General features: G+C 64.0%; 21 protein-coding genes. 12 read left to right on the top strand and 9 right to left on the bottom strand.

The window, feature by feature from the left end:
* Positions 1-46: 46 nt before the first annotated feature.
* Positions 47-1,594 carry a methyl-accepting chemotaxis protein gene (locus D0B32_RS27000; RefSeq protein WP_117337379.1) on the top strand — a complete coding sequence of 516 codons (1,548 nt, stop codon included), beginning with the start codon at positions 47-49 and terminating at the stop codon, positions 1,592-1,594.
* Between the two features lie 68 nt (positions 1,595-1,662).
* On the opposite strand, the gene D0B32_RS26995 is transcribed toward D0B32_RS27000, so the two are convergent.
* Positions 1,663-2,031 (bottom strand): NUDIX hydrolase, encoded by a 369-nt coding sequence (locus D0B32_RS26995; RefSeq protein ID WP_117337479.1) that lies wholly within the window; start codon positions 2,029-2,031, stop codon positions 1,663-1,665.
* A 242-nt stretch (positions 2,032-2,273) separates the two neighbouring features.
* Between D0B32_RS26995 and D0B32_RS26990 the strand changes: the two genes are divergently transcribed.
* Entirely contained in the window at positions 2,274-3,194 is a 921-nt protein-coding gene (locus tag D0B32_RS26990; RefSeq protein ID WP_117337378.1) for a CHAD domain-containing protein, read from the top strand.
* 5 nt (positions 3,195-3,199) lie between these two features.
* Here the strand turns inward: D0B32_RS26990 and D0B32_RS26985 are convergent, their stop codons facing one another.
* Positions 3,200-4,261 carry a fatty acid desaturase gene (locus D0B32_RS26985; protein WP_117337377.1) on the bottom strand — a complete coding sequence of 354 codons (1,062 nt, stop codon included), beginning with the start codon at positions 4,259-4,261 and terminating at the stop codon, positions 3,200-3,202.
* Between the two features lie 196 nt (positions 4,262-4,457).
* On the opposite strand from D0B32_RS26985, the gene D0B32_RS26980 reads away from it, so the two are divergent.
* Positions 4,458-4,970 carry a MarR family winged helix-turn-helix transcriptional regulator gene (locus D0B32_RS26980; protein ID WP_117337376.1) on the top strand — a complete coding sequence of 171 codons (513 nt, stop codon included), beginning with the start codon at positions 4,458-4,460 and terminating at the stop codon, positions 4,968-4,970.
* A 43-nt stretch (positions 4,971-5,013) separates the two neighbouring features.
* On the opposite strand, the gene D0B32_RS26975 is transcribed toward D0B32_RS26980, so the two are convergent.
* The 5 genes from D0B32_RS26975 to D0B32_RS26955 all read right to left on the bottom strand — a co-directional run bounded on the left by D0B32_RS26975 (position 5,014) and on the right by D0B32_RS26955 (position 9,686).
* Entirely contained in the window at positions 5,014-5,754 is a 741-nt protein-coding gene (locus D0B32_RS26975; RefSeq protein ID WP_117337478.1) for a CDP-diacylglycerol diphosphatase, read from the bottom strand.
* Between the two features lie 113 nt (positions 5,755-5,867).
* Positions 5,868-7,322 (bottom strand): indoleacetamide hydrolase, encoded by a 1,455-nt coding sequence (iaaH, locus tag D0B32_RS26970; RefSeq protein WP_117337375.1) that lies wholly within the window; start codon positions 7,320-7,322, stop codon positions 5,868-5,870.
* Positions 7,323-7,347: 25 nt separating this feature from the next.
* A complete protein-coding gene (locus tag D0B32_RS26965) occupies positions 7,348-8,256 on the bottom strand; it encodes a ferritin-like domain-containing protein (protein ID WP_117337374.1) in 909 nt (302 codons plus the stop codon).
* A 91-nt stretch (positions 8,257-8,347) separates the two neighbouring features.
* Positions 8,348-8,566, bottom strand: a complete 219-nt coding sequence (locus tag D0B32_RS26960; protein WP_117337373.1) for a transcriptional regulator — start codon at positions 8,564-8,566, stop codon at positions 8,348-8,350.
* Between the two features lie 454 nt (positions 8,567-9,020).
* Entirely contained in the window at positions 9,021-9,686 is a 666-nt protein-coding gene (locus D0B32_RS26955; protein WP_117337372.1) for an NADPH-dependent FMN reductase, read from the bottom strand.
* Positions 9,687-10,242: 556 nt separating this feature from the next.
* Here D0B32_RS26955 and D0B32_RS26950 point away from each other — a divergent pair.
* The gene (locus tag D0B32_RS26950) at positions 10,243-10,527 is read left to right on the top strand and encodes a hypothetical protein (protein WP_117337371.1); all 285 of its coding nucleotides are present in this window, start codon (positions 10,243-10,245) and stop codon (positions 10,525-10,527) included.
* 79 nt (positions 10,528-10,606) lie between these two features.
* On the opposite strand, the gene D0B32_RS26945 is transcribed toward D0B32_RS26950, so the two are convergent.
* Positions 10,607-11,011 (bottom strand): helix-turn-helix domain-containing protein, encoded by a 405-nt coding sequence (locus D0B32_RS26945; RefSeq protein WP_117337370.1) that lies wholly within the window; start codon positions 11,009-11,011, stop codon positions 10,607-10,609.
* A gap of 825 nt (positions 11,012-11,836) precedes the next feature.
* Here D0B32_RS26945 and D0B32_RS26940 point away from each other — a divergent pair.
* The 4 genes from D0B32_RS26940 (at position 11,837) to D0B32_RS26925 (ending at position 15,815) form a co-directional block, all read left to right on the top strand.
* Positions 11,837-12,685, top strand: coding sequence for a DUF2092 domain-containing protein (locus tag D0B32_RS26940; protein WP_117337369.1), 849 nt, complete (start codon positions 11,837-11,839; stop codon positions 12,683-12,685).
* Positions 12,682-13,614, top strand: a complete 933-nt coding sequence (locus D0B32_RS33130) for a hypothetical protein (RefSeq protein WP_310591211.1) — start codon at positions 12,682-12,684, stop codon at positions 13,612-13,614. Before D0B32_RS26940 ends, D0B32_RS33130 begins: the two co-directional genes overlap by 4 nt.
* Before the next feature lie 81 nt (positions 13,615-13,695).
* Positions 13,696-14,115, top strand: a complete 420-nt coding sequence (locus D0B32_RS26930) for a hypothetical protein (RefSeq protein WP_117337368.1) — start codon at positions 13,696-13,698, stop codon at positions 14,113-14,115.
* 161 nt (positions 14,116-14,276) lie between these two features.
* The gene (locus tag D0B32_RS26925) at positions 14,277-15,815 is read left to right on the top strand and encodes a diguanylate cyclase (protein ID WP_404935602.1); all 1,539 of its coding nucleotides are present in this window, start codon (positions 14,277-14,279) and stop codon (positions 15,813-15,815) included.
* Between the two features lie 15 nt (positions 15,816-15,830).
* Here D0B32_RS26925 and D0B32_RS26920 read toward each other — a convergent pair whose 3' ends face one another.
* Positions 15,831-16,490, bottom strand: a complete 660-nt coding sequence (locus D0B32_RS26920; RefSeq protein WP_117337366.1) for an NUDIX domain-containing protein — start codon at positions 16,488-16,490, stop codon at positions 15,831-15,833.
* A gap of 98 nt (positions 16,491-16,588) precedes the next feature.
* On the opposite strand from D0B32_RS26920, the gene D0B32_RS26915 reads away from it, so the two are divergent.
* From D0B32_RS26915 to rhmD, 4 genes are all read left to right on the top strand, one after another.
* Positions 16,589-17,344: a DeoR/GlpR family DNA-binding transcription regulator gene (locus D0B32_RS26915; protein WP_117337365.1), complete on the top strand. Its 756-nt coding sequence runs from the start codon at positions 16,589-16,591 to the stop codon at positions 17,342-17,344.
* Positions 17,345-17,574: 230 nt separating this feature from the next.
* Positions 17,575-18,327: an SDR family NAD(P)-dependent oxidoreductase gene (locus tag D0B32_RS26910; protein WP_117337364.1), complete on the top strand. Its 753-nt coding sequence runs from the start codon at positions 17,575-17,577 to the stop codon at positions 18,325-18,327.
* Positions 18,328-18,540: 213 nt separating this feature from the next.
* The gene (locus tag D0B32_RS26905) at positions 18,541-19,872 is read left to right on the top strand and encodes an MFS transporter (protein WP_117337363.1); all 1,332 of its coding nucleotides are present in this window, start codon (positions 18,541-18,543) and stop codon (positions 19,870-19,872) included.
* 108 nt (positions 19,873-19,980) lie between these two features.
* The gene (gene rhmD / locus D0B32_RS26900; RefSeq protein WP_117337362.1) at positions 19,981-21,159 is read left to right on the top strand and encodes an L-rhamnonate dehydratase; all 1,179 of its coding nucleotides are present in this window, start codon (positions 19,981-19,983) and stop codon (positions 21,157-21,159) included.
* Positions 21,160-21,216: the final 57 nt, after the last annotated feature.

The following is a 21,216-nucleotide window of genomic DNA, read 5'->3' as shown; positions in this document are numbered from 1 at the left end:
TGCAAGCCTTGGGTTGTGGTGTGAGCTCGGTTTTGGTAGGTCCTCGATGAGCAATCTCACGGTTAGAAGCCGCCTCGTTTTTGTCACCGCAGCGGTCGGCTTCGTGCTGCTCGTAACCGGCGCCGCCGCCTTTATCGGCGTAACCCGGGGAACCGACGCACTGCAACGCATGTTCGAAGGTCGCGCGAAAGACCTGCAGGTCATCTCGTCCATCGACGAACTGGTGGCCGACACGCGCTTCTCCGTCAGCGATGCGATTCTCGATCCTTCCGAGCAGAAAACCCGGCTCGTCACCGAAGCCACCGCGAGCCGCGTGCAGCAGGTGGATGCGCTGATGGCGCAATACCTCGCCAACACATCGAATGGTAATGAGAGCAGGCTGGCGACGCAGTTTTCTTCGAGTTGGGCGGCCTTGCGCGACAAGGGCCTCCGTCCGGCTGTGCAATTGCTGACGGCGAACAACCTCTCCGAAGCCCAGTGGGTCGAGACGCAGACCATCGAAGCGGCGACCAGATCGGTGCGCGCGCAGGGCGCGGCGCTACGCAATCTGGAACTGTCGGTTGCGCAGCAGGAATACGACGACGCCCGCGCATCCGGTCACGTGGCGCAGGTGGTGATCGCGCTCTTCGTGGTGGGCGGACTCGGTGTGGTTGCGCTGATCTGCGCGGCGCTGGCCCGTGGTCTCTTCCGCGAACTCGGCGGCGAGCCGCACGTGGCCGCGGAGGTCGCGCGACGCGTGGCCGGCGGCGATCTCTCCATCCGTGTACCGATCGCGCCCGACGACAAACGCAGCGTGCTGTCCGCAATGGCAGCCATGCGGGAGCGGCTCGCGGCGATGATCGGCGACATCCGCTCATCTACCGAAAGCATCACGGAGGCCTCGGCGGGCATCGCTGCGGGCAATACCTTGCTGGCAGGGCGAACCCAGGACCAGGCGGCCGGCATCCAGCAGACTTCCGCGACGATGGAGCAGCTCGCTTCCACCGTCAAGGCAAACGCCGAGCGTGCCGAGCAGGCTCACGCGCTCGTGCGCGTCGCCTCCAGCAAAGCCGAAGACGGCAATCGTGCAACCCGGGACGCCGTGGAGCGCATGAGCGAGCTGACGCAGCGCTCCGGCCGTGTGCGCGAAATCACCTCCGTCATCGAGGGCATCTCGTTTCAGACCAACCTGCTGGCGCTGAACGCTGCCGTGGAAGCCGCGCGAGCAGGTTCGCATGGCCGTGGCTTTGCGGTGGTCGCGCAGGAGGTTCGTGCGCTGGCGGAACGCAGTTCGCGCGCGGCACGCGAGATTGACGGGCTGATCAAGGGTATGACGGCCGAGGTCGACCTGAGCGGCGTCGCGGTCAACAAGGCAGGGGTGAGCATCGTCGAGTTGATCGAGACCGTCAACGGTGTGTCGAAACTGGTCGAATCGATTGCGAGCGCGTCGAGTGAGCAAAGCGTCGGCATCGACCAGGTCAATGCCGCCGTCACCACGATGGATCACACGACGCAGAAAAACGCCTCGTTTGCCCAGGACGGCGTGCAGGCGGCGAGTGCGCTCGAAACGCAGGCGCAGTCACTGCGCGCGGCAGTGCGGGCCTTCCAGCTCTGAACGTAGCCCCCGACGCGCAGACGTAACGCTGCGCGCGTCAAGCTCGCGTCGTCCCGCTACTGTTCGTGCTACTTCCGGCGACGCTGGTTCATCAGCTTGACGATGTCGGTGGTCGGCCGGCTGGTGAGCAGATCGGGAATGTCGTCGAGGTGAACCCAGCGGCATTTGGCGATTTCATTGCTCGGGCGAGCTTTGGCGCGGTTGGGGATTTCGCAGGTGAACACGTGATGGTGTTTCTGCTTGCCACGCAGATCGAAGAGATACTTGGCCGATTTTCCGGAAAGCTGCGTTTCTTCCTTGAGTTCCCGAAGCGCGGCATCCGACAGATGTTCTCCGCGCTTCAGAATGCCGCCCGGCAGAGCCCACTTCGACTGACGGCGTGTGACCAGGAGGATTCGCTTACCCCTGCGACAGATCACGGTGGCGCGTTTTTTCAAATCGCACTCCAACACAAAAGATATGTTCGACACGCGCTGACGCGGCGGCATGTCAGTCTGCGATAGACGTAGCCTGCATCGTAATACAGAACCGCCGGCATCCGGTGATCTTGCGCATAAGAGCGGTGTGAGCGCGACAAGTTGGCGGCGCTTCATCAAATCGTCACAAAGAACGGAGTGTGTCAGGTGCAGTGTGATAAGGTCTTGGGCGGAACCATATTTTCGTCTGACCAGGGGATGAAATGAATCTGGATGGTGACTGGCCCTTGCCACGGCCAAACACTCGTTTCAAGGTCGTCGACCGGCAACTGACCGGTGCCTCACTCTTCAAGACCAGCTCCATTGCCGCTACGTTCTCCTCCCTCGCCACACCGCTGGTGGACGAGGCGGTGTCACGGGTCAAGGCACTCTCCACACAAAGCGACGCCGAGGGCTACCACCAGCTCAGGGTCGCCTTTCGAAAGCTGCGCGCGCTCTACTGGGCCTACGCGCCTTACCTCGGCGACGAAGTGGCCACGCAGGCAACGGAGGAATTCCGGCGCCTCGCCGCCGCGGCCGGCGGGACGCGCGACTGGGACATCGCCGGCGATCTGCTGAGAGCGGCGCAGGAATCGGACGCATCCATCGCGCCGCTGGTGGCAGCCGTGGAAGGCAAGCGCGCGGCAGCCGTCGTGGATAGCCAGACCGTGATCCAGAGCGCGGATGTCGAGACGTTCCTGACGGAGGTCTCGCTGCGCGCACAAGCCACATTGCAGTCGAGTTGCAGCGATCTGCCCATCCGTGCCTTTGCACGTGAGCGCGTGCGCCTCGCGCAGCGCGCATTGCGCAAGCGCAGCAGACGCGCGGCACGCAGCGAGGCCACTCACGAAGAAGCGCTGCACGACGTTCGCAAGGCCGGCAAGAAACTGCGCTACCTGCTCGAGTTCTTTCAGCCTGTCCTCAAGAACGGACACGAGCGCGCCATCAAGGATCTGACGACGGTGCAAAACAAGCTGGGCACCTTCAACGATATCGCAGCCAGCGAGACGCTGATTCGCAACGCTTCATTCAACGATGTGCCGGCGGGCGTCGTGCACGAATCGCTGAAGTGGCTGGAACAGCAGAAGCATCGGCGCATGCTGGCGGCGTCGCGCCAGGTTCGCGCGATGGCCGGCGCGGACTGAGGCGATCAGGCGCGCTTGGCAGAGCGCAGGTTCGCCGCAAAGCGATTCACTGCGGCTGGCGGCTCATGTGGCTCATGTGGCTCATGTGGCTCAAGCGAACCTGGCGACGTGAGCGGCTTGAGTCCCGCAGTGTGCCCATGAACCGGATCGGTCACCGCCGAGAAGGCATAGCGCTTCATCCATTCGCCGTAACCCCTCACCAGAAAGCCCCCCGAGCGCTCGATGTACTGCTGGCGCGACGCCTCGTAGACCTGTCGCAGCGCGAACCACGGCACATGCGGCAGATCGTGATGCACCAGGTGGTAGTTGTTGTTCAGGAACAGTAGTCGCCAGAACCATCCAGCTTCGTTCAGCACCGTGCGGTGCTCGACCGTATCCACGGCGCGATGTTCATGAAACGAACGGATCGAACTTAGCGACAGCGCCGTATAGCCCACCCCCAGCACGAAGCACCACGCGGGGATGCCGCACGCGCTGTCGAGCCACCACGTCAGCGCGGCCACGGCCGCGAAATGCGCGAGCCACACGGGCAGTTCACGCCAGTCGCCTTGCGCGAGTTTGCGCACGGCGTCGAAGGTGGTGGCGGCGATCGCAAACGCGGGGCCGAGCAGCAGACGGCCCACGAAGGTATTGCGTAGCGTCAGCAGCGCACGCGTCGCGGTTCCTGCGCGTTGCCAGATAGCGTGCGTGACGAAATAGCTCTCGGGGTCGGCGACGGGGCGCGTGAGATGTTCGTCCTCGTGGTGCCGCAAATGCGACGCGCGATAGATGCCATACGGGAACCAGAACGCGAGCGGCGCGAAGCCGAGCAGTCCGTTGATGAAGCGCGACCGCGTGGGATGCCCATGCAGCAGTTCGTGCTGCAACGACAGATACCACGTACTGAGCAGCGCGAGCAGCGCGATGGTGAGCGGCAAGCCCAGCAGGCGGGCATGCGTCGCGACGCCGAACCATCCGCTATAGAGCGTGGCGATCAGCACCCATGTCGGCCATTCGGAGCGCCAGGTCCAGCTCGCGCTGAGGCGGGCCAGGGCTTTGCGTTGCGTGTCGTCGAGGTAGATCGCCATCAATCGTTACACAGGCAGAGCGGATTAAAGGGCGCGTTGGCGCCGTAGGTGGGTTGTTGTCAAGACTACGGAAAGCCTTCTGCCGCGCGAACCAATTTGTTGCGCAAAGCATTGTCGAAAAAGCGCAAAGCCGTGGACTTAGCGGTTAATATCAGAGGACGAACATTCATCGGGCGCCTGCTCCGACCTCTGACACATGCCCACGACTTCAACCGCGCCGGAACGCACGGACATCCCGAACATCGGCGAAGGCAAGCGCGGTGAGGAAGGGCACGTCGGCTATCTGCTGCGTCAGGCGAGTGCGGCGCACCGGTTGCGTCTGGAACGCGCGCTCACGGATCTCAACGTGACGCCGCCGCAATTCATGGTGCTCACCATGCTCAACGCGTATCCAGGGCTATCCAATGCCGACGTGGCACGGCTCACCATGCTGACGCCGCAGACCGTCAGCGTGATCGTGGCGAACCTGCTGCGCTCCGGCGCGATTGCGCGGCGGCCGCACGCGGTGCATGGCCGGATTCAGCATATCGACGTGACGGAGCAGGGCAAGACGCTGCTCAAGCAGTGCCGCTCGCGCGTCAAGGCTATCGAGCAGCAGATGCTGGCGGGCTTCGACGCAGAAGAAGAGAACGTGATCCGCCGCTGGCTGGTGAGCGTGGCGCTGGAGAGACCGTCGGGCGAAGCGGGGGCGCCGGGCACAGCGGAGTAGCGCTTCAGTGCGCCACTTCGGTGGGCCACCTCAATGCGCCACCTCAATGCGCCTCGAAGAGCCGGCACTTGTGATCGAGCAGCCCTTCGGCCGTGCCGCTGCCGCCATCCACATCCATGCCGCTGTTGACGACGAGCCAGCCGTCCTGCGCGGTCGAAGGTCCTGCGCCCGTCACCAGAATGGTTTGGGTTGCCATTGCCTGCGCATCAGGATGGTCGCGCGCGACGATCCGGAAGGGATTGTCGTTCTGCGTGAGGCTCGTCACCCGCATGATGCGGTAACGCGCGCCGTCGAGCGTATCCCACTGCCACGTGCCAGGCGGTGCATGGCGAAATGCTGCCAGCGTCTGCGTGACGTCCGCGCGCATGCAGTCCATGTGGATGTGCAATTGCTGCTGCGTGCGGCGATACTTCGAATTGATTTCCAGTCCGAACTGATTGTCGGCGAGCGGTTCGCCCAGTGAATCCGACACCACCTTGCGCTCGTTCCAGCCATCGACCCAATAGTCCGGCGCATTCGGCGTGAGGATGGCGGGACTTTCGATGCCCGTGATCCGGTCGGTCGGAATCAACAGATGCTGCGTGACGCCGCTGATGTCTTTCAGAATCGCATAGTGTTCGCTCAGATTGACGAGCGTGCATTGCCCTGGCCGGCCCATCGCCTCTTCCTGCGGCACGCATTGTCCGCCGACGATTTTCCACAGCGCGTCGGGGTCGAGCGCGGCGATGTGCGCGCAACTCGTCGCGGCAAGCGTGACGGCGACAATCCCGAGCGCGCGCTGCATCAGGAAGCGCGCCCATGTGCGCGGCCAGCGTTGGTGCCACGGATGACTGCCCTCAGCATGCGACGTGCGTGCAGCTTCCGGCGTGGTCCGCCGCAAAATCTCGCGCGCCCGCATCAGAGCGTCGGCGCGGGTAACACGTCGAGCACCTGCTCGAACGCCGCGCCTATCGCCAGCAGACGCCGGTCACTGCCGAGCGGGCCGTCGATTTCAAAGCCCACCGGCAAGCCTTCCGCGCTGAGTCCGGCGGGTAGCGAGAGCCCAGGAATACCTGCGTTGCTGGCCGGATCGGTGTTGCGCAGATAGGCGCCCATTTCATTGATCGGCGCACCGCCGTTGATCGAGACGGTTGACGAACCGGCCAGTTCGTCGATCGGCACGGCGCACAGACGCGTCGTCGGAAACAGCAACGCATCGAGCTGCTCTGCCGCGAAGGTATCCGCGTAGTGCTGCTGAAGCTGCGGCCGCAATACGGTGAGCGCGTTCTGGTACTGCTGCGCAAACGGGTTGGCGAGGATCGCGTCGTAGGCGTCGCGGACATCGGGACTCGCGATGCGCGCGGCGATTTCCGTCAACGTCTTGACCGGCGCGTCGTTGGCGACGAGCCAGGCGGGCACGTCCTCACGCGCCTCGTAAATCGCGATCACCGAGCCGACCTGCTCGTTCAGCGGGAGCAGTCGCGGCATGGTCACCGGCACGAAGATCACGCCGGCGGCTTCGAGCCGTTTCAGGGCGACCTGCGCGACGTTTTCCACGGCGTGGTCGAGGTCGTCCCAGAGCGGCGCGGGCAAACCGATGCGCAGACCTTGCAGCGCCACGGTGGGCAACGCGCCATCGCCGCTGATGACGCCGTCCAGCAGCACGATATCGGCGACCGTGCGTGCCATCGGGCCGACGGTGTCGCGCGTATGACTGATCGGCAATACCGCATCTGGGTCGTGATAGCGACGCTCGGCGCCGCCGTCGCCCACCGACGGCCGAAAGCCCACGGTGCCCGTCAACGCAGCGGGGATGCGCGTGGAGCCGCCCGTATCCGTGCCGAGACCGGCGGGCACGATGCGCGCGGCGATCGCCGCCGCGGTGCCGCCCGACGAGCCGCCCGGAATCAGCCCAGGATCGTACGGATTGCGCACGGCGCCTGCATGCGGCGCCAGATTGGTACTGGTAATGCCGAACGCGAGTTCGTGCATGTTGGCCTTGCCGAGCACGATGGCGCCCGCATCGAGCAGGCGCTGCACCGAGGGCGCGTTGCTGTCCGGCACGAAACCTTCCAGCGCCGGCGTGCCCGCCGAGGTCAACAGGCCCGCCGTATTGATGTTGTCCTTCACGACCACCGGCAGTCCGGCGAGCGGCAGCGCGCTGCGCGCCTCGTCACTCAACGCGTCGATGCGCCGTGCGGCAGCGAGCGCGCCTTCCATGTTCAACGCAGTGAGCGCGTTGAGCGTTTGCAGTGCGGCTGCGCGGGCGAGCAGCGTGGCGACATAGTCCGTGGCTTTCAGCCGGCCGGTCTGGATTGCAGATACGGCTTCGGTTGCCGTGAGGGCCAGCTGTTCGTCGACGGTCCATGTCATGCGTCAGGTCTCCAGCGAAAGCAGTTCAGGGGGCGCGCCGTTTCATGAAGCGCAAGGCGAAGCGTACCAGTGACGGGACCAGCGTGGGCCGCAGAAGCCGCGCATCGTAGCCGCTCATGCGCCGTTCGTTTTCCGCGAGACACAGCTCGAACAGCGCGCGCGGCTCAAGCGCGTCGCCGAAGGTCTCGCTGCTGGCGGGCAGGAAATTCGAATCGTGACTGCCGCCGTCGGCGTCCATGCCCTTGGCGATACTCATGCGTTCCCACACCAGATAGATCCAGATGGCGAACACCCGCACCGAATGCCAGGGGCGCCGCCACCACGGCATGGTGCGCTTGTACCACGCCACCCAGTTGGCGAAAAACAGAATGTGACGGGCCTCTTCCTGGATCACCGGCTCGAAGGTCTGCACCAGTTCCTCGGGGAAATAGCCGGATAGCTGCGCCGAGCGGAACAGCCCGAAGGCAAAGAAGCTGTCGATGCATTCGCTATAGCCGGTCACCATCCACGCCCATTCGGCGTCGCGTGGTGCGAGGTAGTCGGGCTCGGGGGCGAGGTCGATGCCGTACGCTGCCACCAGTTTCGACAGCACCAGCTTGTGGCGCGCTTCCTCGGCGGCGTCCATGTCGAGCGCGGCGCGCAGCAGCGGATCGGTGATGCCCGCCGCGTAGGTTTCGACGCGGATCGTCGCGCGTCCCTCGGTCTGCACCGCCATGTCCCAGATAGGCAGCGCCGTCAGGCGGGCGAGCACGTCGGCGGGCAAGGGCGGCCAGTCGATCACGGCCGGCTTGTAGGGGTTGTGGGTTTCGAGAAGCATGCGGCAAAACATTTGCTTGTGTGCTTCCGAACCAGGCGCCACACGGGGCGTGGGATCGCTGAAATTCCAGTGACGCAGGGCGCGATCTTCGGCTGCGTCAGTCAGGGTATCGGACATGGCGGCGAAAAAAGGACAGGCGTGGTGCCGCCTATTCTGTCACAGCCGGTTAAAACACGTCGCGAGGCGACGCGCGTGCCCGATTACGGTTTCACTGCTGATTGTCGATCCATAGCCGTCCCCAGCGGAACGCGTAAGCCAGCGCGTGTTCCTCGTCGAAGAAATAGTCGAGCGCGTCGAACGAGTAAGCGTGCTGCGGCGTGGCGTTGGCTTTTTCGATGGTCAGATTGGCGGCGTACAGGCCGTTGGGCAACGGCTGTGCTGCCGGAGCGACCTCGTAGCCTTTGTATTGGAGATGTTGTCGATTCATGATGATGACGATGGTCCTGCCCGCGTGTGTTGCAAGGAATACCGACGCAGCGGGCCGAGCGATATATGAACAGGCAGGGTCAAGCGTAGGTTGGCTGGCCTTGCGAGTGAACCAATCTTTCGTCGCAAGCAAATCAGGGCGGACCTGAAACGGTCTGCATGAATTGGCTTGTGGAAGCTGGCGATCCCCGATGCGTTGCGATCACTATCCGGCGCGCAATATGCGTTGTCTGTGGTGTGGCACACGCAGGCTCACGCGCTGCGATGGGCAGCCCGCCAAACGTCAGAAAGCCCACTGCCGGGGTGATCCGGCAATGGGCTTTGTAGATGTCACGCGTGTCATGCGTGTGACGTGGAGGTTCGTTTTGCTAGCTCTTTTGCGAGCCCTTTTGCGAGCGTTAACGGGCGAGTTGCAGCGCGGGCGAGTGCAGCGCGCCAGCTTTAATTCGCCAGCTTCAGCGCGCCAGGGTCAGGACTTTGCCGTTGCGCACTTCCGGCGCGCCGCTCGCGACCGGCTTGCGCACCGCCTGCGGCTGCTGCGTGTTGAAGGCCAGCGCGAATTGCGCGGCCTGCTGACCGACGGTGGCGAGCTGCTCGACCACCTTCGGATCGGAACAGGTATCGACGCTCTCGAAGCGGGTTTCGAGCGTGTTGATGCCCGCGCCGAACGGCGTGGGCCAGCCGCGCAACGCGTGGACGATCGAGCGCAGCGAGGTCAGCACCGAACCGGCGGCCTGCCAGCCGTAGGCGGTGACGATACAGCCCACGGCGCGGCCATCGAGGTACGGACGCTCGTCGGCACGCAGTTCTTCCAGCGTGTCGAGCGCGTTTTTCACCAGACCGGACACGCCGCCGTGATAGCCGGGTGTGGCGATGATCAGCGCATCCGCGTGGCGGACGGCTTCGATCAGTTCGATCTGCGCGTCGGTACGCTCCGGGCTTTCAGGCGCGTAATGCGGCAGGCTATGCAGAAACGTGCCGCCGAACAGACGGGTACGCGCGCCCGCGGCTTCCGCGCCGCGCAGCGCAAAGCCGAGCGCGCGCTCGGTCGACGAAGCCGCGCGGGTCGTGCCGCCAATGCCGATCACGAGCGGCCGGCGTTGCTGATCCAGACTGGTCAAGAAAAACTCCTTCTATAGCGGCCACGAGGGCCTCCGGGGCATGGCGCGGGGCTGCGCGCAGGCCGGACCGGGATTGTTCAATACCGCTATCTTAGAGACCGGTGACAGCGGTACGAAGCGACTTTTCGTTCTAACCATATACGCCTGAAGCATGATCCAGACCGCTTCGCCTGAATTGCACCGAATCCGGGCAGGGATAAGCAAAGCAAAAACGCTTCGTTGGCGCGCTGGAGGGGCGCGGCTAAGATGGGCCCGTCTCCTCCATGACTCACTCCTTGACATGGGACTCGGCCCCGTTATCGCAAGATGGCGGGGCCATTTTTTTTGCTTCACGAGGTTGAAGGCTACGGTTGGGGCTGGGTTGACGGGAGCGTTTTGAGGCGTCCAGCACTGGCGTTGTGCGGCTGAGGTCATGTGTGAGGGAGAATCTGGCCGGTTCACGCTGCCGGATGCGGCCAGGGCGGAATTTTTTGCCGCAGCGATTTTTTGCGGCCATTCCGCGTGCTGTCATATGCGGCTGGTAAACGAGAGGGGACCAACCGTGCAGGAGCACCCTGTGAACCAAAGACCGTCCGATTTGCGCGCCACGCTCGTGGCAAGACATCCCTTCGAGCAATGTTTTACGGATCTGGGCAACCATTCGGCCGATGCGGCGCTAACCGCGCTCACCCATGCCATCCACGCCGCGCAACGAGACATGAACGCGTATGACTGGATCACTCAGGCACTTCCCGGCGCCACCCTCAAGCCGGCGCTCGCGATCGGCACGGTGGGCGAACTGTACCGCTCGTACACACGGCCGGCGGAGTTCGGCAGATTGAAGGAGGTGTGGCGCGCGTGAATGAGCTGCATGAACTAGCAGCCTGACTCAGCGGCCTGACTCAGCAGACTGACTCAGCGCCCTGACTCAGCGCCCTGACTCAGCGGCTCGATTTCGAGAGCCGGTCGCCGAGGCCCAGGTTGGTGGCGATCTGCCACGCGTAGACCCGCGAATAGCGCACCCCGTAGCGCGCTTCGATCAACTCGCGCAGACGCGCGTTGGTCCATGCGTCGCTGGGAAAGCCGTGTTCGCGGGCCGAGCCGCGCAGCGCGGCCGCGATCCATTCGAGCGCGGCCGCATCGAGCGCCGATGCGCGTCCGCCCACACTCATCTGCTTGAGTGCGGCGAGCCCGCCGTCTTCGAGAATGGCCTTATAGCGTTTGACGGTGGCAGTGGACAGGTGCAGCGCCTCGGCGACCGCGCTGATCGATGAGCCATCCATCAACATCTGACCCGCGCTGATTCTGCGGGCAACAGTGGGAAGCGCTTCGGTTCGCATTGGCATCGGAGTGACCGTCCATGAAAGTCCGGCTAACGGCGAGGCATGGGCTGCATCCCGCTGCCGGCATGGCGCCAGCCTGCCGGGCGTGATGCGGCGTCTCACTTACGATGTAGTACGACTGGATTGCGGGTGGTACAGGATGGCGGTCCGTGACAGACACCGCCCTCGAGCGCCGGACCGGTGTTGCAGACGGAGATGCGCAACGTCGATATTAATAAATCATTTCTTATTGCTTGTGTCGGTCCGGAATAAAAATAATCGCGAGGACGCGCTAATTCCGGTTCGGATGGTCCGATTAAAGCTAATTCACGCCGGAACAGGCATGAAACAATCTGCGTGAGTATTTCGGTTTAAGAATTGCGCTAACCCGTCCTTGCTGTTGCCTAAAACGTTTGCTAGCATCCACGCACAGTCCTGAAAAAGGTCTGATTATTGATGTGAAGGATAAATCCACGCATAGTACGTGGTGCCTGACGGTGGACTGCGAGCTTTGCCCCGCATGCGCGTGACGTCTTTTGTCAGGCGCCGGGATTAAAAAACTATAAAGTACCGCTGCAATCTGCTATTCATGGTGTGTTGTCCCAAAAATTTGCTTCGGTGTCTCGCTTAAACGAAATAAAATCGCGTTTTGATTTGCTGGGCAAGATGATTTACGCCGAAGGTGGCTTCTCAAAGCCAAAGCATGGCCGACGGAATTTCGTAATGAATGAGCAAATGCGCCTCTGGCATCGGCATAGCGGCTCGGCAATCGGAATGTGAGCGAATACCGGAAAGTCGATTGCACGGATTTCTGCTCTGCACAACGTTTTAGTGATTCAGGAGAACATAGTGAACCTGTCAATTTTGCGTTGTGGCAAACGTCAGGCTGTGGGCGTCAGACGCATGGTCCTCGCCGCCAGCGTGCTGGCCGCCGTGTGGGGCGTGCCGGCTGCGCTCGCCCAGGCGCCCGCTTCAGGCAGCGACGAGCCCTCTGCCGGGCAGCCGGAAATGCAGCAACAGGCCGTGGATGCGCTCAACCGGCTTGGCAGCTATTTGCGCACGCTAAAGCGCTTTCGTATCGAGGCGGACAGCGTGACGGACGCGGTGTTGACCACGGGGCAAAACGTCGGCTTCCTGCATCGCACGGAGATGTCGGTGGAGCGGCCCAACAAGCTCAGGGTGGTGGTCACCGGTAGCCGCGCGCCCAAGGGTTTGATCTACGACGGACACACCGTCGTGCTGTACAACGACACGCACAACTACTACAGCAAGGTGCCGGCGCCGCCCACCATCCGTGAACTGATCACCGATGCCGACCAGAAGTACGGCGTGCAATTGCCGCTCGTCGATCTGTTCTACTGGGGCGAGCAATCCGATGACGAGAAGGCGCTTACCACCGCGATCTTCATCGGTCTCGACAAGGTGCAGGGCAAGTGGTGCAACCACTACGCCTATCAACAGCCGGGGCTCGACTGGGAACTGTGGATTCAGACCGGTCCGCGTCCACTGCCGTGCCGCTTTGTGGTGACGGACACGACGCAGCCGTCGCGGCCGCAGCATGCGGTGAATTATCAATGGACGCTCGATCCGTCGTTTGCGGCGGGCACCTTCGAGTTCCATCCGGGGCCGGGCGCGCACCAGATCCCGATGCGGCCTGCCAGTGCGCCGGACGAAGCCCAACAGGGAGACGCGCAATGAAACCACTGATGCGGTTGACCGGCATTGCGCTCGCCCTCACGTTTTCGGCGACATCCGTTAGCACGTTCGCGTTTGGGGTGCGCGGTGGCGCGCGCACCAGCGTCCACGGCGGTGGGGGCGGCGGTTTTCATGGCGGCGGAGGCGGTGGTGGTGGCTTCCACGGCGGTGGCGGAGGCGGCGGTGGCTTTCAGGGTGGAGGCGGCGGCGGGGGTGGGTTTCACGGCGGCAGCCCCGGTGGTGGGGGAAATGGTGGTGGTGGAGGCGGCGGTGGACAGGCGCACAATTTCGGCGCGCAGTCGCAGCACGCCGGCGGCCAACCGTCCGGCGGGGGCGGAGGTGGGGGCGGCGGTGGCCAGGGCTCGCATGGCAATGGCGGCGGTGGCGGCAATGTAGGCAACTCGAACTCGCATGGCGGAGGCGGCAATTCGGATTCGCACGGCGGCGGCAATGGCGGCGGCGGAGGCAATTCGAATTCGCATGGCGGCAGCAACGGTGGTAATGGTAATAACGGTGGTAACGGTGGCAATGGTGGTGGCGGCAATTCGAATTCGCACGGCGGCAATGGTGGTAACAACGGTGGCAACAACGGCGGCAACAACAACGGCGGCGGCGATCATCACGATGACGGCCATCACAGCGACGATCATCACGATGATGGACACCATGACGACGACCACCATGACGACGATCATCACGACGACGATCACCATCACCATGACGACGGCTGGTATGTCGATCCGGTTGCCGTCGGGGTGGCGGTGGGCGTGACGACGGCGGTCGTGGTCGGCACGACGGTCGCGGCGCTGCCGCCGAGTTGCAGCAGTGTCATGGTGGCCGGTGTGGTCTATCAGCAGTGCGGGCCGAACTGGTATCAGCCGCAGTACGTGGGGGCCACGGTGCAGTACGTGGTCGTCACTCCGCCGCGGTAGGCCCGGCAGCCTGAGCAAGCCGTGTGCGCGAGGCAACGTTGGTGAACCTGATGCGGAGGCTGGCTGAAGCGGGAGCCAATCATGAAGACACGTGCAGGCCTCGTTGCCCTGTTGCTGCGCGCATTCTGCGTGGGTGCGATGTATGGTGGCGCCATCGCGGCCAGCAGTGCCGCGGGTGCCGCCGACGATCAGGCTGTCAGCGAGCGGGTTCAATCAGCGGGTCGGGCTGCGCACCTTGGCATCGAACTGTGCGATTTCACACCGGCCGGGCTGGCGCGCTTCAAGACGAGCCTGCGGCGGGCGGTCGGCAACCCCGCCGACTTCGACGACGCATGGAACTACGGATGGAAGCGCGCCGCGCCGGTTCTGCTGCAGTTCCAGTCGTTGCGGGCAAGCGACCCGCAGGACTACGCGTTGCGCGTCCGCCGCATTTGCTCGACACTGCGCCGGGAAGGCAAGCGGGTCGAAGAGTCACCTGCCGCTCAGGCTCCACCACAGTAGCCGCCGCTTCATCGTAACCCATCCTTCCGACCCCAGGTTCCAACACCCCAGCTCCACGCCGCCCCGCCTGGCGCGACCCGTCTGCGCGTGCGAGAATGGTTCAAACGCCTGCACCATTGCAGAGTTCGTGGTGTATCTGAACTTTCCACAACGGAGGGAGCGTGCCGCACCGGGTTCTTTCCGTGCGTCGGCGGTGGCGCAGAACCATTCGCCTCCAGAGCGCAGCCACCATGCGCAGCGTGGGCAGTCACCCGTTCCATGCGGGCATCGTGGGCACGTTGCTGGCCGCGGCAATGGCCTGCATGACGTTCCTGACGCTCTACGATGGCCGTGCCGACGCGCTGGATCACGCGCATCAGACCGCGCAGAACCTGGTGGCGATCATCTCCAGCGACGTCGCGCGCAACGTCGAAATCTACGACCTCTCGCTCGAGTCGATGGTGGATGGCGCGCAGGATCCCTTCACCTGGCGGCTCACCGGTCGCCTGCGCCAGGCCGTGCTGTTCGATCGGGCCACCACCGCCGCCTACCTCGGTGGCGCGTATCTGGTGGATGCCAACGGCCATGTGCTGGCGTCGCAAAACGGCGACCTGTCCGCTTCCGTGCGGCTCGACGATCGCGATTACTTCACCATCCAGCAGCGCAATCCCGCCGTCGGCCTGTTCATCTCCCACCCGTTCCATTCGCGCCTGCGCGGCGGCAATCTGTCCATCGGTCTCACGCGGCGCTTCAATGCGCCGGATGGGTCGTTTGCCGGCGTCGCGCTGCTGGCCATCCGGATCGAGTACTTCCAGCGTCTGCTCGACAAGATAGATACGGGGCAGAGGGGTTCGGTGTTCATCGTGCTCGACGACGGCACGCTGCTGGCGCGTAAACCGTTCAACGAACACGACATCGGCACCAGCATTGCGCGCTCGGATATGTTCGTGCGAATGGCCGAGCACGAACAGGGCGAGTACGTGGCGGCGTCCGTCGTGGATGGCGTGCGGCGCATGTTCACCTTCGCGCGCGTGCCGGGCACCTCGATGATCGTCGTGGTCGCGCCAGCGGTGAAAGACGTGCTGGCCGCATGGCGCCGCCGCAGCCTGATCGCGGGCGGCCTGACGCTCGCTCTGGGCGGCCTTTTCATCGTGCTGTCGTGGCTGCTCGCGTTCACCTTGCAGGACAAGGTCAGGGCGCAGGCCGAACTGGTCCGTCTCGCTGCCACGGATCCGCTCACGGGCCTGAGCAACCGGCGCGTGCTCGATGCCCGGCTCGACGAGGAATGGCGCCGCGCGCGCCGCAACGGCAGTCCGATGTCGGTGCTGTTCGTCGACGTCGATCATTTCAAGCGCTTTAACGACACCTACGGCCACGCGGCGGGCGACGAGGTGCTCGCGGCCGTGTCCGAGTGCATCGACTCGGTGGTGCGGCGTTCGGTCGATCTGGTGGCGCGCTATGGCGGCGAGGAATTCGCCGTGGTGCTGCCCGATACCGCGGAGGCGGGCGCGTCGCTGGTGGCGGAGAAAATCCGCAAGAAAGTGCAGGGCATGCAGTTCGACCACGGCGCGAGCGATCACGGCACCGTCACGGTGAGCGTGGGATGCGCGACGCGTCTGCCGTCGAAGGGTGGCAGCGCGCTCGAATTGATGGCCGCCGCCGATCAACAGTTGTACGAAGCAAAGTCCGCTGGACGCAATCAGGTAAAGTCGGCAGCCTGAGTGCCTGTGTGGCCCTTAGGTGTTTGCGCTCGCCGCTGCGTGACCCGCCGCATGATTCACTGCACGACCCGCCGCATGCTCGCCGCGTTGCTCCATCAGTTCGGCCAGCGCCACGTGCTGCAACAGCATGATGGTCTTGCCATCCACGATCTCGCCGCGCTGGATGCCCGCGAGCGCTTCGTCCAGCGTGAGTTCGAGCACTTCGAGGTCTTCTCCTTCGGCTTCGAGACCGCCCCCGTTACTCACGCGCGTGGCCGCGTCGTAGCCGGCGACGAAGAAATACAGCTTCTCCGTGACCGACCCAGGGCTCATGTACGCCTCGAACACCTTCTGCACGTCGTGCACGCGATAGCCGGTTTCTTCCTCCACCTCGGCGCGAATCCGCTCTTCAGGCGAGGCGTTGTCGAGCAGGCCGCCGGCCGCCTCGACCATCATGCCGTCGTGACCGTTCACGAAGGTAGGAAAGCGAAACTGCCGCGTCAGGATGACGGTCCTGCGCTCGCGATCGAACAGCAGGATGGTGGCGCCGTTGCCGCGATCGTAGGTCTCCCGGCTTTGGCGCTGCCAGGTGCCGTCGCGCCGCAGAAAATCGAAGGTCGTCTTTTTGAGGACATACCAGTCGTCGGACAGCAGCGTGGTGTCGACGATGCGCACGCGGTCTTGGGTAGCGATCATGGCGGGTCTCGCGCAAAAAGGTGGATTCATGATATCGTGCAATTTCATGCAATATCAAGAAAATTCGTGCAAACCGGGTCGAGGAGATTTCAGATCCCATGCTGACGAGTCAACGCAAGAAAACCATCCTCGAACTGCTCGGTAAGGAAGGCCAGGTGCTGGCGGCACCGCTCGCCGAACGCTTTGGCGTGTCGGAAGACACGATTCGCCGCGACCTGCGCGAGCTGGCTGCCGAAGGCTCGTTGCAACGGGTGCATGGCGGCGCGTTGCCGGCCTCGTCGGCGGTGGCGCCGTTCGCGCAGCGGCGCGCGCTGGAATCGAGCGGCAAGCGTGCAATTGGCGCGGCGGCGGCGGCGATGATCGAGCCCGGCCAGATCGTCATCATCGACGGCGGCACGACTTCGGCTGAGCTGGTCAGGCAGATTCCGCATTCGCTGGCGGCGACGGTGGTCACACATAGCCCGACGGTGGCCGTCGCGCTTGTGGAGCATCCGTCCATCGAGGTCATCATGATTGGCGGGCGGCTGTACAAGCACTCCATCGTCAACGTGGGGGCCGCTGCCATCGAAGCGATGTCGCATATCCACGCCGACCTCTACTTCATGGGCGTGACCGGTGTCCATCCGGGCGCGGGACTCAGTACCGGCGATCTCGAAGAGGCTTACGTCAAACGCGCGCTGGCGGCGCGTGCCGCCGAAACGGTGGTGCTGGCTTCGCTGGACAAGCTCAACTCGGCGTCGGCCTATGCGATCGGCGAGCTGACGCTCGCGCAGACCATCGTGGTTGAACGCGCTACGGACGCCGCTTCGATCAAGGCGCTGGAAGCGGCGGGCGTGAGCGTGGTGCGCGCCTAGGGCACTGCGTCGCGGCGCTGGATCGCGCGGCGCGTGGCTCGGGCCCGATGTGCTAAAACGAAGCTAGAACCAAAACGAAGCGCGCGACTTCCCCATCCCGATCCACTTTTGTTATCGCACCTTCAAATACTCGGATTGTCCGGGTATCGGCCGCGCCGTATATTGAGGGCCACCATACAACCACAGCAAGACGTGCTGCGCGCGCCAGCGGCGGCACTGGAGACAAAGCAATGAACCGAATCGATCTGGAAGGGCGTGTCGTCGTCATCACCGGCGGCGCCCGCGGCATTGGCTATGCAGTGGCGCAACGCGCGCTGGACTCGGGTGCGGCGGTCGCGCTGTGGGACGTGGATGGCGAGCGGCTCAAGCGCACCCAGGGCGAACTCGAAGGCAAAGGCAAGGTGTCGACAGCGGTCGTCGAACTGACGGACGAAGCCTCGGTCAACCAGGCCGTCGAGCAGGCGCTGACGGCGCACGGCAAGATCGACGTGCTGATCAATTGCGCGGGCATCACCGGCGGCAACGGCACGACGTGGGAACTGGAGCCGGATGTGTGGCGCCGCGTGATCGACGTCAACCTGATCGGCCCGTACCTGACCTGCCGCGCAATCGTGCCGCACATGCTCAAGCAGGGCTATGGCCGCATCGTCAACATCTCCTCGGTGGCCGGCAAGGAAGGCAATCCGAACGCGTCGCACTACAGCGCCTCGAAGGCGGGCTTGATCGGGCTGACCAAATCGCTCGGCAAGGAACTCGCCACGAAGAACATTCTCGTCAACGCCGTGACGCCCGCCGCCGCCAAAACCGAAATCTTCGATTCGATGGCGCAGCAGCATATCGACTACATGCTCTCGAAGATTCCGATGAACCGCTTCCTGCTGCCGGAAGAGGCGGCCTCGCTGATCCTGTGGTTGTCGTCGGAAGACTGCGCGTTCAGCACGGGCTCGGTGTTCGATCTGTCAGGCGGCCGCGCGACGTACTAACAGCCGCGTTAGATCGCACCAGCACTGGCGGACCAAGCGCAAGCAGCGCGGTCCGCGGTAAAACCGTGGTGCCCGCATGTGTGTGGCATCAGCGCCACCCGCGCGCGTCACGGCCAGTTGAGCCTGCCAGAAGACGGGCCGCTAATCGAGCCGGCTGCAAGCTGATGCTGCGTGTCGCGCAGCGCGTTTTTGCAGACCGGGTCAGGAGACGCCATGAAGCAGAATTCGCCCACCTCCATCGAGGCGATCAACAGCAAGGTCATGCGACGGCTATTGCCGTTCCTGCTGCTGATGTACGTGCTGGCTTTTCTCGATCGCGCCAATATCGGCTTCGCGCAAAAAGCGTTGCAGCACGACACGGGGCTCTCGAACGCGGCGTTCGCTTTCGGTGCGGGGGTGTTCTTCATCGGCTACGCGCTCTTCGAGGTGCCGAGCAATCTGCTCCTGCATCGGGTGGGCGCGCGTCTGTGGATGTGCCGGATCATGGTGACGTGGGGGCTCGTCTCCGCAGCCATGTGTTTCGCCCACACGCCCACCGCGTTTTACACCATCCGTTTTCTGCTTGGCGTGGCCGAAGCCGGGTTCTTCCCCGGTGTGATCTATTACCTCACGAACTGGTTTCCGCAGTCGTCGCGCGCTCGCGCCGTGGGCTTGTTCTATTTCGGCGCACCGCTCGCGTTCATCTTCGGCAGTCCGTTGTCGGGGCTGTTGCTCGATCTGCACGGCGTGTTCGGTCTGGTCGGCTGGCAGTGGCTATTTCTGATCGAAGGCGGCATGGCCGCTGCGGTGGGCGTGTGGGCCTTCTGGTATCTGGACAATCAGCCCGAAGACGCGCGCTGGCTCGAGCCCGCCGAACGCCGTGCGCTGCGCGCGGCGCTCGATGAAAACACCCGCACGGCCGCGGCGCATGGTCCGCGCAACATCCTCGCCGCGCTGTGCGATCGCCGCGTGCTGGCGTTGTCGGCGATCTATCTGTTGATCCAGATGAGCGTGTACGGCGTCATCTTCTATCTGCCGCAGCAGGTCGCGGCCTTGCTCGGCACCACAGTGGGCTTTCACGTTGGACTGGTCGCCGCGCTGCCCTGGCTGTGCGCGTTGATCGTCACGTGGATCGTGCCGCGCCGCGCCGACCGCACCGGCGGTCACCGGCGCTGGGCGGTGGCGCTGCTGGTGCTGGCGGGGCTCGGCATTGGCGCCTCGGGTCTGATGCACAACGCGGTGTTTGGCCTTGCCGCCCTGTGTTGCGCGGCCAGTGGTTTCATCGCCGCGCAGCCGCTGTTCTGGACCTTCCCCACGCGCTACCTGACGGGCGCGGCGGCGGCCGGTGGCATCGCGCTGATCAACTCACTGGGCGGGCTTGGCGGCTTCATCGCGCCGAGCCTGCGCACGGCGGCGGAACACGCGTTTGCTTCGACCTCCGCGGGCTTGCTGGCACTTGGGGCGGCGAGTCTGCTGGCGGCCCTGTTGATCGGCACGCTGTTTCGTCGCGACAGTGGCGCGCTTACCGCGGAATCGATCACCCCTTTGGTCCACCGCGCGCGGTGAGCCACTGAACCGCCGCGCTGCACTGCACGCTTTATTGCATTTTTCATAGCACTACTCATCGCACAACTCATTGCATCACTCATCGCATTAGATACGGGAGCCCCTCTCATGGCCATGCCTACCATCAAGCACGTGCGCGCCTTCATTGTTCGCGGCGGCGGTGCCGACTACCACGACCAGCCTGACGGCCACTGGATCGACGATCACATCTCGACGCCCATGGCGCGTTATCCGGAATATCGCGAAAGCCGCCAGTCGTTCGGCATCAACGTGCTGGGCACGCTGGTGGTCGAGATCGAGGCGAGCGACGGCACGGTCGGCTTTGCGGTGACGACGGGCGGCGAGATCGGCGCCTTCATCGTCGAGAAGCATCTGGCGCGTTTCCTCGAAGGCCAGGTGGTGACCGACATCGAAAAGATGTGGGATCAGATGTACTTCGCGACGCTCTACTACGGCCGCAAGGGCGTGGTGCTCAATACGATTTCGGGCGTCGATCTGGCCTTGTGGGACCTGCTCGCCAAGGTGCGCAAGGAGCCCGTGTATCAACTGCTGGGCGGCCCGGTGCGCGACGAACTGCAGTTCTACGCCACGGGTGCGCGGCCGGATCTGGCCAAGGAAATGGGCTTCATAGGCGGCAAGCTGCCGTTGCAGCACGGGCCGGCTGAAGGCAACGAAGGCCTCAAGAAGAACATCGAGAAGCTCGCGGAGATGCGCAGCCGCGTGGGCGATGACTTCTGGCTGATGTACGACTGCTGGATGAGCCTCGACGTGCCGTACGCCACGCGTCTCGCCCAGGCCGCGCACGAGTACGGCCTGAAATGGATCGAAGAATGCCTGCCGCCGGATGACTACTGGGGTTACGCCGAACTGCGCCGCAACGTGCCGCGCGGCATGATGGTCTCCACGGGCGAGCACGAAGCGACCCGCTGGGGTTTCCGCATGCTGCTGGAGATGCAGTGTTGCGATCTGATCCAGCCGGACGTGGGCTGGTGCGGCGGCATGACCGAACTGATCAAGATTTCCGCGCTCGCTGATGCGCACAACGTGCTGGTGGTGCCGCACGGCTCGTCGGTGTACAGCTATCACTTCGTGGTGACGCGTCACAACTCGCCGTTCGCCGAGTTTCTGATGATGGCGCCGAAGGCCGACGAAGTGGTGCCGATGTTCACGCCGCTGCTGCTCGACGAGCCGGTGCCGGTGAATGGCCGCATGAAGGTGCCGGACACGCCGGGCTTCGGCGTGCGGCTGAATCCGGATTGCGCTTTGGTGCGGCCGTATCCGCGATAAGCGCGGCTCGTACCCACGTCAAATACAGGTGTCATCGCCGCGCAAGCAACGAGTGCG

The sequence above is a fragment of the Paraburkholderia sp. DHOC27 genome, assembly GCF_003429005.1.
GTDB lineage: Bacteria > Pseudomonadota > Gammaproteobacteria > Burkholderiales > Burkholderiaceae > Paraburkholderia.
Note: the sequence above shows the minus strand (reverse complement) of the source record. Positions and strands in the feature narration are given on the sequence as shown.

Coding starts and splice junctions, on each gene's coding strand:
- iaaH (WP_117337375.1), bottom strand. CDS start 7,322: ATGACATGGACCGTCGACGAACAGCTGGCCCTCACGGCAACCGAAGCC.
- D0B32_RS26975 (WP_117337478.1), bottom strand. CDS start 5,754: ATGCAGCGCGCGCTCGGGATTGTCGCCGTCACGCTTGCCGCGACGAGT.
- D0B32_RS26960 (WP_117337373.1), bottom strand. CDS start 8,566: ATGAATCGACAACATCTCCAATACAAAGGCTACGAGGTCGCTCCGGCA.
- D0B32_RS26920 (WP_117337366.1), bottom strand. CDS start 16,490: ATGATCGCTACCCAAGACCGCGTGCGCATCGTCGACACCACGCTGCTG.
- D0B32_RS26965 (WP_117337374.1), bottom strand. CDS start 8,256: ATGTCCGATACCCTGACTGACGCAGCCGAAGATCGCGCCCTGCGTCAC.
- D0B32_RS27000 (WP_117337379.1), top strand. CDS start 47: ATGAGCAATCTCACGGTTAGAAGCCGCCTCGTTTTTGTCACCGCAGCG.
- D0B32_RS26945 (WP_117337370.1), bottom strand. CDS start 11,011: ATGCCAATGCGAACCGAAGCGCTTCCCACTGTTGCCCGCAGAATCAGC.
- D0B32_RS26990 (WP_117337378.1), top strand. CDS start 2,274: ATGAATCTGGATGGTGACTGGCCCTTGCCACGGCCAAACACTCGTTTC.
- D0B32_RS26980 (WP_117337376.1), top strand. CDS start 4,458: ATGCCCACGACTTCAACCGCGCCGGAACGCACGGACATCCCGAACATC.
- D0B32_RS33130 (WP_310591211.1), top strand. CDS start 12,682: ATGAAACCACTGATGCGGTTGACCGGCATTGCGCTCGCCCTCACGTTT.
- D0B32_RS26985 (WP_117337377.1), bottom strand. CDS start 4,261: ATGGCGATCTACCTCGACGACACGCAACGCAAAGCCCTGGCCCGCCTC.
- D0B32_RS26905 (WP_117337363.1), top strand. CDS start 18,541: ATGAAGCAGAATTCGCCCACCTCCATCGAGGCGATCAACAGCAAGGTC.
- D0B32_RS26930 (WP_117337368.1), top strand. CDS start 13,696: ATGAAGACACGTGCAGGCCTCGTTGCCCTGTTGCTGCGCGCATTCTGC.
- rhmD (WP_117337362.1), top strand. CDS start 19,981: ATGGCCATGCCTACCATCAAGCACGTGCGCGCCTTCATTGTTCGCGGC.
- D0B32_RS26915 (WP_117337365.1), top strand. CDS start 16,589: ATGCTGACGAGTCAACGCAAGAAAACCATCCTCGAACTGCTCGGTAAG.
- D0B32_RS26910 (WP_117337364.1), top strand. CDS start 17,575: ATGAACCGAATCGATCTGGAAGGGCGTGTCGTCGTCATCACCGGCGGC.